14 protein-coding genes are annotated in these 13,372 nt (G+C 64.9%); 11 read left to right on the plus strand and 3 right to left on the minus strand.

All coding sequences use genetic code 11. The annotated features are described in order from the left end of the window. The 3 genes from EN738_RS35950 to EN738_RS19000 all read left to right on the plus strand — a co-directional run. Positions 1-312 (plus strand): hypothetical protein (locus tag EN738_RS35950; protein ID WP_127285038.1); only part of this gene is annotated, 312 nt, incomplete at its 5' end. A gap of 83 nt (positions 313-395) precedes the next feature. Then, entirely contained in the window at positions 396-1,187 is a 792-nt protein-coding gene (locus EN738_RS18995; RefSeq protein ID WP_245494575.1) for a GcrA cell cycle regulator, read from the plus strand. A gap of 104 nt (positions 1,188-1,291) precedes the next feature. Beyond that, on the plus strand, positions 1,292-1,888 hold the full coding sequence (locus EN738_RS19000; protein WP_127285040.1) for a DUF6456 domain-containing protein: 597 nt from the start codon (positions 1,292-1,294) through the stop codon (positions 1,886-1,888). Between the two features lie 294 nt (positions 1,889-2,182). On the opposite strand, the gene EN738_RS19005 is transcribed toward EN738_RS19000, so the two are convergent. Further along, positions 2,183-2,539: a hypothetical protein gene (locus EN738_RS19005; RefSeq protein WP_127285041.1), complete on the minus strand. Its 357-nt coding sequence runs from the start codon at positions 2,537-2,539 to the stop codon at positions 2,183-2,185. A 389-nt stretch (positions 2,540-2,928) separates the two neighbouring features. Then, a complete protein-coding gene (locus EN738_RS19010; RefSeq protein WP_127285042.1) occupies positions 2,929-3,237 on the minus strand; it encodes a hypothetical protein in 309 nt (102 codons plus the stop codon). 332 nt (positions 3,238-3,569) lie between these two features. On the opposite strand from EN738_RS19010, the gene EN738_RS19015 reads away from it, so the two are divergent. The 5 genes from EN738_RS19015 (at position 3,570) to EN738_RS36935 (ending at position 9,168) form a co-directional block, all read left to right on the plus strand. After that, positions 3,570-4,667 (plus strand): flavodoxin family protein, encoded by a 1,098-nt coding sequence (locus EN738_RS19015; RefSeq protein WP_127285043.1) that lies wholly within the window; start codon positions 3,570-3,572, stop codon positions 4,665-4,667. A 135-nt stretch (positions 4,668-4,802) separates the two neighbouring features. Next, a complete protein-coding gene (locus EN738_RS19020) occupies positions 4,803-5,693 on the plus strand; it encodes a transglutaminase family protein (protein ID WP_127285044.1) in 891 nt (296 codons plus the stop codon). Positions 5,694-5,979: 286 nt separating this feature from the next. Continuing rightward, a complete protein-coding gene (locus tag EN738_RS19025) occupies positions 5,980-6,654 on the plus strand; it encodes a protein-L-isoaspartate(D-aspartate) O-methyltransferase (RefSeq protein ID WP_127285045.1) in 675 nt (224 codons plus the stop codon). 475 nt (positions 6,655-7,129) lie between these two features. Continuing rightward, positions 7,130-8,398: a polysaccharide biosynthesis/export family protein gene (locus EN738_RS19030; RefSeq protein ID WP_281034313.1), complete on the plus strand. Its 1,269-nt coding sequence runs from the start codon at positions 7,130-7,132 to the stop codon at positions 8,396-8,398. Positions 8,399-8,733: 335 nt separating this feature from the next. After that, positions 8,734-9,168, plus strand: coding sequence for a hypothetical protein (locus EN738_RS36935; protein WP_348627109.1), 435 nt, complete (start codon positions 8,734-8,736; stop codon positions 9,166-9,168). A gap of 98 nt (positions 9,169-9,266) precedes the next feature. On the opposite strand, the gene EN738_RS19040 is transcribed toward EN738_RS36935, so the two are convergent. Then, a complete protein-coding gene (locus tag EN738_RS19040; RefSeq protein ID WP_127285048.1) occupies positions 9,267-11,243 on the minus strand; it encodes an acyltransferase family protein in 1,977 nt (658 codons plus the stop codon). A gap of 254 nt (positions 11,244-11,497) precedes the next feature. Between EN738_RS19040 and EN738_RS19045 the strand changes: the two genes are divergently transcribed. The 3 genes from EN738_RS19045 to EN738_RS19055 all read left to right on the plus strand — a co-directional run. Next, a complete protein-coding gene (locus EN738_RS19045) occupies positions 11,498-11,851 on the plus strand; it encodes a cupin domain-containing protein (protein ID WP_127285049.1) in 354 nt (117 codons plus the stop codon). Between the two features lie 203 nt (positions 11,852-12,054). Continuing rightward, the gene (locus EN738_RS19050; RefSeq protein WP_127285050.1) at positions 12,055-12,597 is read left to right on the plus strand and encodes a hypothetical protein; all 543 of its coding nucleotides are present in this window, start codon (positions 12,055-12,057) and stop codon (positions 12,595-12,597) included. 276 nt (positions 12,598-12,873) lie between these two features. Further along, the coding region (locus EN738_RS19055; protein WP_245494577.1) for an AI-2E family transporter at positions 12,874-13,372 on the plus strand (499 nt) is incomplete at its 3' end.

Below are 13,372 nucleotides of genomic sequence, written 5' to 3' on the forward strand. Positions count from 1 at the left end.
ACCTTGCATGCTGATTTCCGTTCGTCTGCTGAATTCCTATCGTCCGGGCTGTCCCCCTCCCCGGTCCGGACGAATACCGGGGTCTTCGCCCCGGGTCCGGCCGCCCCCTCGGCCGGAACGGCCGGAGCCGCTCCTCCCCCGGCTCCGGCCACCTTCCTTCGTCCGCCCGCGGCCGGCGCCGCCTCCGTGATCCGCACCGAGGATGGCACCGTCATCCTCTTTGATCGCGCAACCGGCCGGGCGGTGTCCGGCCTGACCAGGCAGGCGGCGGAGGCCGCGCTTCTGCGCCTCGAGGGCCGCGGCCCCGCCTGATCCGCCCATTCCCGAACGACTTCAGCGACGGCCCTCGGGCCGAACCCTGGCGCTCGCCCGCGCCGCAACCGATGGATCCCGATATGCCTGCCGCCTATACCGAGAAGGAACTCACTGAAATCGCGACCTGGCTCAAGGAGGGGCTTTCGGCCTCCCATATCGCCGTCCGCTTCAGCAGGCTGCGCGGAAGTCCGGTCTCGCGCAACGCCATCATCGGCATCGTGCATCGCGACGCCGGCCTGCGCGCCATCGGCTTCGCCAATCCCAAGGGCGGCCGTTCCGGCGGCCGGCCGAGGAAGCATGCTCGGCCGGACTGGCGGAGCAGGGTGGCGGCCGGAAGCATCGCGCTTTCCGAACCGTCGGCGCTTGCCAGGCAAGCCGAGAGCGCCGACGACGAAGCTGCCAATCTCCCCCCAAGTGAGGGAGATGCCCGGCAGGGCAGAGGGGGGCGCTGTCCCGCCGACGTCTCCAGTTTTGACGTCGCCTCGCAAGCAGATCGCGTCTCCGCCGTCCGCACTCCGCCCAGGCCCAAGAAACCAAAGCCGCGAAAGCCCGCCCGCGTGCTGCCGCCGGCTTGGCTGGCACCGGGCCAGCGCGAAAAGTCTGAAGCGCAGCTGTACAAGCTGCCGGCGCCACCGCCGCCGGTAAAGCCCTGCCGCCAGCCGCATGTCGCTGCAATGCGCTTCATCGACTGTCTGTTCGGCCGCTGCCGCGCGCCGCTCGACCTCGCGCTGCAGGAGGAGCCGGAGAAGGATGCTCCAGGCGCTCGTCCCGGCCCGGAGATGCTCTGCTGCGGCCTGCGCACGCGGCCGACGCAAAGCTATTGCAGCCACCATCACGCAAGGTTTCATGGTCATCGCGGCAGCGGGATGTGAGGGGCGCGCCGCAGAAGGCCGCTCTCATAGAAATCGACGATGCGAAGGTGGCGCCGCAGAGCGCCGATCTTATCCAGAACCCATCCCAAGCCCGAGGAACGCCCATGCCCCGCAAGATCGCCAGGAAACCGCAGCCGCCAAAACTGCCGAAGGGCGAGGCCGGTCAGGTGCGCATCCGTCGCGAGATCGGCCACGATTTCGCGCTGCGCCAGGACGCCTTCGGCCGCCAGCGGCTGAGCAATGGCACCGCCGAAGCACGCCGCGTCTACGAGGTGTCGAATGGCGGCTTCACCTCCACCGGCGGCATCGTACGCCTGCGCAATGTCGACCCTCTAGTCGGCATCACCTCGCTCTCACGCCAGCAGCGCGAGGCAGGAGGGTGCCTTCGCGACGATTTCGAGCGCACCCAGCGCGAGGGCCTGCAGCCGCAGTCCTGGAACGAGCGCGTCGACGGTACCCGGGTGAATGCCGGCATCCCCGACCGCGTGCTCTCGGCCGGCCGCGCTCATGCTCATGCCGTCACCGCCCTCGGCCACTGGGAGGTGGCCGATGTGGTACGCAAGGTCTGCCTCGAAGGCCAGTCGGTGAAGGCCATCGCCGAACGCACCGGCGACGGCCGTGACGTGGTGGTGAAACTGCTGAAGGTGGGACTCGACCTGCTGGCGGTGCACTATGGCATGATGGGGAGGAAAGCAGGGTGAGGGGGACTTGCCAATGGATATAGGCGGCCTGCAAGCAGGGCTTCGTTTGGAATAGCAGCAATCGAACCATGCCGGCTCCGGCATCTTTGATCGTGATCAGTTCGCCCGGTCTTCACGAATGCGCGCCGCGCCCCGACGCAGCGGAGCGGCAGATGGCACGGGCTGCGAGCCGCGCCGCTTCCAGGGTCCATGCCGTGACTTTCGTGCGTTGCGGCGATGCGGAAATTCTGATCCGCCGCATGTACGACGAGCGTCACGGCATCGATCCTCTGGTCAGCCCGCGGATGACGAAGGTCAGTAACGGCAAATCCGCACGCGTTCCAGCACCCGGCGGTGATGATGCCAGTGCCTCACCCACTTCACGTGGCAATGGCGGTAATGGTGCCGGTAGTGATAGCGGTGCGGATAGCGGACCACGTACCCGGGATAGTAGTCACGGTAATAGCGCGGGCCGTAATAGCGGCCGCCATAGTCGTAGAACGGTCCGCCGCCATAGAACGGTCCACCATAGAAAGGTCCACCGAACGGGCCGCCGTAGAACGGGCTGAGGCCGAACGGACCGAAAAATCCCAATCCGCGCGCATCCGACGGCGCGACCGAGGCTGCCGCGGAGGCAACGGCGATCACTGAGGCAAGTAGCAGTTTTTTCATGGCAACCTCCTCCTGAAGGCTGATCATCGACTAAACGCACCGCCGGCGGGCTATGTTCCCGATCGCTAATGTTCGCCGGTGTCGATCTGAGGAGGAGATTCCGCGCGCGCCTCAGACATGATGCCGAACTCGCCCGAGAGCGGGTTCAGGCGGCCTCAGCGCGCCGTTGATCGAGGTGGTGATGCCAGAGGAATGCCAGTGCAACCCCACCGCGCCGAGGAACCACAAGACATCGCAAGCCGCCCGAGCAGCTTGTCGCGGCCATAGGGGTGGATGATGGCTTGCACAACAACGTGGCCGGCTGCGTCATGCGCTCGCTCTCAGCGATTGCAAAGCCCGGCTTCTCCCTCTCCCACAAGGAGAAGGAGAAGCCGGGCTGAATGTCCCTGTCACCGTTCGCAGATGCGGATCTTCTCGATCACGCGGTGGTGGTGGCGCCAGTGCTTGCGGTACTCGGTCCAGCAATGGCGGTTGTGGCGCATTGCGTAGCGCGGCCTGTAGCCATTGTCGTAGACGTCATACCGGTAGTGAGGGCGATAGACGTAAGGATCGCCGTAGTAGGGGCCATAGTCGCCGTAATAGTCGTCATAAGTTGGGCCGATGCCAATACCCAGCCGCAGGCTGTCGGCACTGGCCGGACCGACCATGGCCGCCGCCGACGCAATCGCGATGACGGAGGCGAGCAGGAGCTTTTTCATGACTACCTCCTTTTCCAGGTTGATCTAACAAAACCCCTGAGGCGCGGTGCTGTTCCGATAAAAATCGGTTGGCCTGACGCCAGGCCGCAAAGGCGCCACCTCCCGCCGGGCCGCAAAACCCGCGAGCACCGCTTCATGGCGGCAAGCGTCCCACCTCATGAGGGGCGCTTTCCGGAACCATCGCGCTCAGCCCGGGTTCCTTCTCAGCGGGCCGCGTCAGCCGGACCTGGTGGCAGAGAGAACAGCGTGGTTTCTCCGGCTTCTTACCCTGGCCAACGAAATGGCAGTCGAGCTCTTGTCCCACCCGGCCCGCTCCGGGCAAAGGGCAATCGATGGCGAAGCGCGCAAATCTCGACACCGCCGTCCCACGCAAAGGGATGCCCAGTCCGCGCCTGAGCAAGGCCGAATTCAAGAATCGCTATCGCGGACAGTTTTATGACCCGGCATTCGCTTCGGCGGCGCAAGCGGTCGATACCCTGTGCGAGATCGCCTGGCAGGCCTACAAGGACGAGCGCAAGAGCCCGATCACCCGCAAGGCCGGCAAGGGTTTTCACGATCCGGACTATGAGCTGTCGGTGGAGTGGATCGCCGCCAGCGAGGCCTTGAAGGCGGCGCAGCAGCGATACGAGGACGGGTCGTCGCCGGCGCGCATCCTGCTCATCAACGGCTCCTCGCGCAGCGAGCATACCTGTCCGGGCGAGATGTCCAAGAGCTTTCGCCTTGTCGAGATCGCGCGCCGGGCCATAGAGGGAAAGCCCGGCTTTTCGGTCGGCGTTCTCGACCTCTCGCGCATCGCCTCGGAATTTGGCCGTGCGATCCACCCCTGCAAGGCATGCTTCTCGACCGCGGCGGCACTTTGCCATTGGCCGTGCTCCTGCTATCCGAACCACTCGCTCGGCCAGATTCATGACTGGATGAACGACATCTATCCGCTTTGGGTCGAGGCCCACGGCATCATGATCGTCACCCCGGTCAACTGGTACCAGACGTCGTCGCCGGTGAAGCTGATGATGGATCGCCTGGTCTGCGCCGATGGCGGCAATCCCGATCCCTCGCTGACGCAGGGCAAGGACGCCGCTCTGGCGAAACGTGCCGAGCTCGCCGGATGGGACTATCCGCGCCATCTGGCCGGCCGTCTGTTCTCGGTAGTCGTCCACGGCGATACCGAAGGTGCCGAAAACGCCCGCCGCGGACTTGCCGACTGGTTGCGCTCGATGAAGCTGGAGCCGGCTGGCGAGAAGGCAGAGCTCGACCGCTATATCGGCTACTGGCAGCCCTATGCGACCAGCCACCGTGATCTCGATGCCGACCGTGCCGTGCAGAGCGAGGTGCGCGCCGCCGCGCTCGCGCTGGCGGAGGCCGTCGCGAAACGGCGAACGGGTCTCCTGCCGTCGATCGGGACGGACCTCGTCGATCCGCGTCCGAAGTAACTCTTTGCCTCCCGCGGCACCATCTTCCCTTCGACGGCTCAAGCATTTCCGGGGCAGGTTTCGAGCGGGACCATCGGCTGTATGCGCAAAACACTATATGATTGCGCCGCAGGGTGAATTTGCCGACGGACGCCGATGCCGATCTTTTCAGTCAAGCACACGACCGTCTATCGCTATAGCCAGCCGGTGAGTTTTGGCGAGCACCGGCTGATGTTCAGGCCGCGCGACAGTTTCGACCAGCGGCTTCTCGACCACGCTTTGTCGGTCGACCCCGAGCCGAAGGAGGTACGCTGGATCCACGACGTTTTTGGCAACTGTGTTGCGGTGATCGAATTCACGGGTTCGGCCAATGAACTCCATTTCTCGACGGACATTCGGCTCGATCACACGCCCCAGCACGCGCCCGATTTCCGCATCGATGAAGCCGCGCTGAATTATCCGTTCTCTTACGATTCCGACGAAGCGGCCGACCTCGCGCAGACGATTGAGCGCCATCATCCCGACGAGGGTGACGAGGTCGGCAAATGGGCCCGCCAGTTCGTCGGCGCCGCTGGCCACACCGAAACCGGAAAGCTGTTGATGACGCTCTGCTACGCCATCCACGAGAGCTTCGTGTACTCCCGTCGCTTCGAAACCGGGACGCAACCGCCGCTCATGACGCTGCACCTGCGCAAGGGCACATGCCGGGACTTTGCGCTGTTCATGATGGAAGCGGTTCGCTCGCTCGGCTTTGCCGCCCGCTTCGTGACCGGCTACGTCTATGTGCCGGGCCGCGACAGCGCCGAGGTGCGCGGCGGCGGCTCGACGCATGCCTGGTGCCAGGTCTACCTGCCCGGGGCCGGCTGGATCGAGTTCGATCCGACCAACGGAATAGTCGGCAACCGGGATCTGATCAGGGTTGCCGTGGCCAGGCACCCCCGGCAAGCCATCCCTCTTTCGGGAAGCTATTCCGGCAGCGCTTCGAGTTTCCTCGACATGACCGTTGAGGTGAAGGTGGCGAAGGAAACCGGCGGCGACAGGAATTAGTTGCGTCTTTGCGGCGCGACCGGTCCGCGCTTGAAGCGCAGCAACGACGACACCGCGGTCCACGTTGAGCCCCGCCTTGCCGCCTGGCGGTATGCACACGCCATTTTCCCGGAACCGCTCGATCTGTTCCGGCGTTGCTGGCCCGAACGAAACGCGCGTCAGCCAGCTATGCCGAGCGCGGTGGACGTTTGCGAATGACCGTTTCGCCCCACCGGAATGATGGCGAGCGTCGCTGTGCCAAGAGGAACGGGATAGCTATCAGGCTGGTCGAGGAAGGCCCACCCCTATGAAACCGATGACCGAAGAGCATCTTGCGGTTCTGCGCAGGCACATGATCGAGATGATTGCGATCCATGCCGACCTGACAAGCGAAGAACTCGGCAAAGCAACGCTCGACGAGCGGGTCTTGGCATCGATGGGGCAGGTGCCGCGACATCTCTTCGTGCCATCATCGGTCGCGCCCTATGCCTATCAGGACATGCCGCTGCCGATCGGATTCGGCAAGACCGTCTCGCAGCCCTTCATGGTCGCGCTGATGACCGATCTGCTCGCTCCCGAGCCGCACGAGTCAGTGCTCGAGATCGGAACCGGCCTTGGCTATCAGACCGCAATCCTCGCTGAACTCGCCGGACAAGTTTGGAGTGTTGAAATCATCGAGGAATTCGCAAGCCATGCCGAGGCTCTGCTGCAGGACCTTGGCTTCTCCAATGTCGCCATTCGTGTCGGAGACGGGTCTCGCGGCTGGCCCGAGCACGCCCCATTCGACAAGATCCTGGTTAGCGTGGCGGCTGAGCGGGCGCCGCCGGCTTTGCTGAGCCAGCTCACGCCGGCGGGTCGTCTGGTCCTGTCTTTGGAGTCAGAGGAAGGACAGTTTCTGACCGTCATCGACAAGGACGCGGCAGGGCAGATCAAGACCCGGAAACTCATCCCGGTTCGGTTCAGCCGGCTCGAAACCGTCTGAGGTCTCACAATTGGCGCGGCCAGCACACACCGGCTGAACTGATCTGGAAGAAGGACAGCCGCGCACCGGTCGTCGCCAAGATGCGCTTCGGGTCAGAAACCGCCGTTCGCCAATGTCCGGTTCTCACCCGGCAGGTGGGAAAAGTACAGGTGGCACAAGTCCGTTTCCTATGAGGCTGTCGCGTCAATATCGATCAGTAGACATGACGCCAATTTACTCAATTGAGTGGGGCTGACTACGCTCTATTTGGTACTCACCATGCTGGATCGACTTTGTTAGGCTCACGTGGTGGTTGCGGTATCCGTAAGCGCGGTGCGCGGGTCGCGCGCGGCCAGTGAGGCATGGAGATCCAGCCATGGATCCTATCCAGAGGCCCAAAGCGGACCACGGTCCAGCATTTCCCGAGGGTGACCGACAAGTCTCAACCATGGCGACCTCGTCTCATGGCTCCCGCAAAAGGTCGCGCGGCGCCGCGATGAGCCTCATCCCCCTCTGTCTCATCCTGCTATGCAGCGCCCCGGCAAGAGGTCAGTCAGGGACTGACGACAGGCTCGGCCCTCAAGACACTGTTGAGGTGAATGTTGCGGGGTGGGGCGTCTTCCGCGCGGGCGTCGCGGGCGCGGAGCTCAACGGTGCCTTTACGATCGATGCGGCCGGGACGCTGCATCTTCCGGTCATTGGGCAGGTAGTGGCTGCGGGTCTGCGTGAGAATGACCTGGCAAAACTGATTGACGATCGGCTGCAGGCCAGAAGTGGCTTCGACGTGCGTCCCGTCACGACCGTCCAGCGCCGACGATCGCGAGCAGCGGCGCCGGTCGATCTCGAAGCGGCGAAGAATCGATCGCTTCAGGAAACCAATGCACCCGCGCGAACCGGTCAAGCGGCGCAAGCCTTTGCTGGCGAGCAGCATGCGTTGGTCGCACGTGCTGACACCGGCTTGCCGGCGCGTGTGGTCGCAGACGCCCCGGTTCTTCAAGGGCGGGCCTTTGAAGAGCAGCAGAAACGAGCCGAACGGCTGGCGGGGGATCTGGAACTGGCGCAGAGCGAAGTAGAAAGCCTGCAGGAGAAAGCCGTTCTCGCGAACCGCGAAAGAGCCGCCGCACTCGGAGCGCAGCAGGCTGCGGAAGCCTCGCTGGCAGCAGCCAGGCGCGCGCTTGACGAGGAGCGGCAGAAGGTCGAGCGGTTGGAAGGCGATCTCGCCGCGGCGCATCAATCTCTCGATGCTGTGACGGCAAGGGGAAAACTGGCGGCGGCTGCGCAAGCCGTCGACATCCAGGGCCGGCAAGTTGCCGAGGCCGCTGCAAAGCGAACCGAGCAAGCGCTCGCACTGGAACGCGAAAGAGCAGATGCCCTCGCCCTCGATCTCAGCGCTGCAAATCAGGATCGCGATGCGGCAAAGGAGGAAGTGGCCCGGCTTTGCGCGGCGTTGGAGCAACAACGCGAAAGGGCCGTTGGCCTGGCCCGCAACCTCACCGCGGCGCGCAACAAGATCGACGTCCTGAAAGCTCCCGATGCGCCTCGCGCCCAGCGCGTCGAGCCCGCTCCCAAAGCACGCGACGCTGATGGAGCTGGTCCACGCCTTGCAGGGAAGCGGGCTCGTTCAGTCCGTGCGCCCGACGAGCACGAGATCCGAAAAGTGGCCGCCCGCAAGTCACGGCAACCGGTTCCGGTGGCGACGATTCCGCTTCCCGCCGCGTTGCTGCCGACGCGGGCGCCGTTGCGCTCGGCGTCAGGATTATGGTGATGCGCCGGTATCTGGCTACCGCATTGGCGATCGCAGTTGCGATCGGGCCTGCTTCGGCTGTTGACGTGGGCGTTGGAGGCACGGTCGGCGGTATCGGGGTCGGTGTTGGTGTGGGCGCTGGCTCGGACGGCGCCTCCGTTGGAGTTGGCACCAGCGTCGACGGGCTGGGAGGAGCAGATGTTGGAGGGTCGCTCGGCACAAGCAACGGATCGCTCGGCGCCGACGTTGGGGCGGGCGCCAGCCTCGGCGGCGTAAGCGGCGGCGTTTCGGCTGGCGTCGACGCGGGAGACCAATCAGTTGATGGCCCAGCGGGCACCGCCGGAGCGAGCACTGCTTTGGGGAGTACCACAGGGACGGCGGGTGCCGTTGCCGGCAAGAAGAAGGCTGCCATTGTCGTGCCCAGGGGCGCGCGATACGCAATCGTCCTGCCACACAGCCTTTGGCCCTCCAGAGGTGGTCGCGACACGCTCGGGCAAAGCAAAAAAGGCTATCCCGTACTGCAGCCTCTGGCGCCGCTGAAGGTGATACCCGGCACCCCGCCGGCCGTGGTTCGCGTCTGCCGCCAGGCGATCAAATCGGCTGCGGTGCCGCTTGGTGCCGTGCGCGTGCACGCAGCCAGCGCAGGTCCCTTGCGCCGGCATCGTCTCGGCGCGCTCACCGCACCGATTGAGGTGCGCATAGACTATGCAAGACAAGGTGGCATCGAGGTCCGGCAAGCGCGGGTAGGATGCCGCCTCGACCCGGCGGGCAGGGTCGTCGCGGTGAAATAGGCTTGTTGGATTTGGCGGGTGTGCCAAGTCTCGATGAAACGGACGTCTGGAGCGCCCCTGGTCCTGCCTGGGTCATTGGATGACCTTCGCCACCCGTCCTAGCTCCCGATCACCCGTAGCACCGTCTTCTCCATCACCGGTTCCAGCGATTCCGCGAACGGCGTCGCCAGGTGATGGCGATCGCGGTAGGCGAGCTTGCCGTTGATGAAGACGTGACAGGTGGTGCTGTCGCAGAACTGGCTGGTCAGGTCGACATAGGTGGCGCCGGGCACGCTGCGCACGACATCGCGCTCCGCCGCGGCGATGTCGTCGTTCGCCGCCATGTTCCTAGGCGTATCGCAGACCTCAGGTGCCTGCCCGCGCCACAAGGCCCGTGCCACGCATTTGTCGACATAGTTTCCATTATAGGGCACGTCCCTGATCACCGCGACCTTGATCCCGGCCCGGCTGAATGCCGCGAGCGTCCAGTGCAGGCCGGCCCTCCATTCCTCGTTCCAATCGGCGTGCCTCAGTTCCTCGGGCGATTCCTTCATCACGTTGCCGATCGAGAATTCCGAGATCACCACCATGCGCGGATGCAGCGCGATGATGTCCTTGACCGATTGCTCCCGCCACCGGTCGCATTCGGTGTAGTCGCGCTTCAGCCGCCAGTTCCAGGTCGTGACCCGTGAGGCTCGGCAGGAGGATTTGAGATAGGTGACGACGCGGTAGTTGTTCTTGCTTGCCGCCTCGATCAGCGGCGTCGACCAATGGTCGGCATGCGAGTCGCCGAACAGCACGACCGAACCCTCGGCATCCTTGGCACCGAACACGCAGGGCTTGGGCTTGACGGTCTCGAAATCGAGCACGCAGCCGCCCTTGGCGCGCGCGGTCGAAGGGCGCGCCGCGCTTTCGGCGATGACGCGCTGTTCGGGGTCGAGATCATGCACGGCCAGCCGCGCATTGGCGTAGGCCGCCGCAACGCCGGTGCCGGTCAGGAGGACGGCCGGCACCAGCGCGCGCGCCGCATTGGCCATAAGCCAGCCATTGCGGCGTATAGGGTTCTCGATGACGTGATAGGTGAAGGCCGACAGCACCAGCGTCAGCGCCAGGCAGACAAGGCGCTGCACGGTGGAAAGTTCCGCGGTGAGCATGCCGGCATAGACGATGACCGGCCAGTGCCAGAGATAGAGCGAATAGGAAAGCTTGCCGCCCCACTGCAAGGGCGGCAGCGCGAGCACGGCGCTGGGGCCATTGCTCGCGCCGGCCGCTCCCGCCAGCAGCATGAGGACGGCGCCGGTCACCGGCACCAAAGCCAGCAGACCGGGGAAGGGGGCATCCTCGCTGAAAGAAAGATAGGAGATCGCAATCAGCGCCAGCCCGAGCCAGGCCATGGTGGCGCTCAGGCCGCGGCGCTCGCGCCACAATGTCGCCGGGGCTAGCGTGGCCAGCCCGCCGGCGGCGAACTCCCAGGCCCTGAGCGGCGAGAAATAGAAGGCCCAGGGCTGGGCGACCGTGGTCAGCCAGGCGCAGACAGCAAACGACACCAGACCGGCAAACCCGATCACCAGGATCACCGCCCGCTTGCCGGGCTTCAGCCACGCGGCAAGCACCAGCAGCGCCGGCCAGGCCAGATAGAACTGCTCCTCGACCGACAGCGACCAGAAATGGATGAACGGGTTGTTGGCGGCGTCGGACGCGAAATAGTCGAACGACCAGCGGATCAGCCACAGATTGATCATGTAGGCCGACGCGAACATGGCGCCCTTGGAATAGAGCGACTGCTCCTCCGGCGACAGGATGAAGGCGCCGGCCACCAGCGTCGCGAGGATGACGAACAGCGAAGCCGGCAGCAGCCTGCGCGCGCGCCGGGCGTAGAAGCGCCAGAGGTCGAGCCGCCCGGTCTCGTTGATCTCGGTGACGAGATGACGCGTGATCAGGTAGCCCGAAATGACGAAGAAGATGTCGACACCGGTGAAGCCGCCGGGGAGCGCGGTGAGCCCGAAATGATAAGCGATGACGCCGGCCACTGCCAGCGCGCGCAAGCCCTCGATGTCGGGCCGGAACGATGCCGAGGCCGGGAATTGTGCTGTCAAGACGACGCCTCGTGCTGGTCGTTGGCAGCCCACCCACGGGCGAGACTCGACCCTGAGCGCGGATATCGCAATGCAACATATTTAACGCGGTGCAACATAAGTGGAGATCAGCGTCCTTCTCCCGCTCACGGGGAGAAGGACGCTCTCACCTCCACCTTCGCCAAATCCGACACTCGCGGTCGGCCTGCGCGTTGCCCATGCTTCGCGCATCGTCTATGCACCCTCAGCCAATGCCGGCTGGAACGGAGCCCATCATGACCGACCAAACCATCCTCAAATTCGGCGCCATCGAGCATGCCGAGGCCGGCGACCTGCCGGGCTGGGTCGTCGTCGAGGGCAGGCCGACCATGCAGACCGCCGTGCAGCACACCACCGCCGACGGCAAGGTGATCTCGGGCACCTGGCGCGCCTCGCCAGGCACCTACCATGCCACCTACACCGACTATGAATTCGTGCACATGATCGCCGGCCGCATCATCATCACTCCCGACGGCGGCGCACCTGTGGAGGTCGGGCCGGGCGATGCCTTCGTCGTCGAGGCCGACTTCAAGGGAACCTGGAAGATCATCGAGCCGGTGACCAAGCATTTCGTCGTTCGGGTCGGCTGATGCGGGCGCGTCGCCAGTCATGCGAGAGTGGCGGCGGGTCGGCCAGCGTCGAGCCGGCGCACAGCGCTCTGTACGTTAGGCTGCGCTAAGTAACGTTGTCCGGAAACGTGCGATCTGCTAGCATTTGACCACCGACAAACGGCCCCGAAGTGCCGTGCGTCCGACATCATGCACAACAGAGCAACTCGAACCGGAGAACGGCCATGAAACGGCTTCTGACGGTCGCTGCGCTTTTGGCAGCAGCCAGTTTGATTGAGATGCAAGGCGCAGCCGCCGATGACGCTGCGCTGATCAAGAGCGCCGAGTCAGCCGCGCCGGCTGCAGTGGCCAGCGGCGCCGCGGTCTACGCCATGGACGAGAAGGGCAACATGCGTACCCTGCGCGAGGGCAAAGGCGGCTTCTGGTGCATGCCGGACAACCCGGCCTCGCCTGGCCCGGACCCGATGTGCGGCGACGCCAACTCGATGGAATGGGCGATGGCCTGGCTGCAAAAGAAGGATCCGCCCAAGGGCAAGGTCGGCTTCATGTACATGCTGTCCGGCGGCACCGACGGCAGCAACACCGATCCCTATGCGACAGCGCCCACGGAAGGCAACAACTGGGTCGAGACCGGTCCGCATGTGATGATCGTCAACGCCATGGACATGATGGCGGGCTATCCGACGGACGCAAAGCCCGACACGTCCAAGCCCTATGTCATGTGGCCGGGCACACCCTACGCCCATCTCATGATCCCGGTTAAGTAGCTGGAACGAGAGCGCACGGGCGCTCCGTCCTCACAACAATGGCGGGTATCTCCGCCCGCCATCCGAACCGCCAACTGTAGAGGCCGTGAGCGTTGGCATCTCGGCCGCCGCCGCAACTTCGGCGCCGCCTACGGCTATTGCGACAACGCCCTGCAACATAAGCGCAATCTGCGCGTTTGCTAATCCACAGAGAGGCAGTCATCAGGGTGGCCGCGCCGTGCGTTGCACGCCGGCGAAATATCGCTGATCATGCTCCTCGTTGGGCGGAGGCATCAGGTGAATCGGCAAAACGGCACGCGCCCGTCGGGATCCGGGCTGGTTGGTCTTCTGGCTGCGTCGAGGGCGCATCCGCGCACAGCGCTGCCCACGGTCGCGACGGTGGTCACGACAGTGGCGGCGCTCTACTTCGGCCGCGAGGTGTTCCTGCCGATCGCCGTCGCCCTGCTTTTGACCTTCGCCCTGGCGCCCCTGGTCTCCGCGCTGAAGCGCGTTGGCATTCCGCGCCTTCCGGCCGTCATCGCCAGCGTGCTCGGCGCCTTCGCGGCGCTTGCCATGTTCTCCTTTGTCGTCGCCACGCAGGTCAGCGATCTCGCCCAGAACATTCCCGTCTACCAGATCAACATCCTGACCAAGATCCGCGCGCTGAAGGAAACCGGCCTCGGCGGCGGCATCATCGCCAGGCTGAGCGGAGTGATCGAGCGCGTCGGCCAGGAGATCGAGCGCCAGGAGCCGCAACTGCCCTCGGCGACCGAGACGCCCAAACGCGATCCGATCC

It is taken from the genome of Mesorhizobium sp. M4B.F.Ca.ET.017.02.2.1 (assembly GCF_003998955.1).
GTDB lineage: Bacteria > Pseudomonadota > Alphaproteobacteria > Rhizobiales > Rhizobiaceae > Mesorhizobium > Mesorhizobium abyssinicae.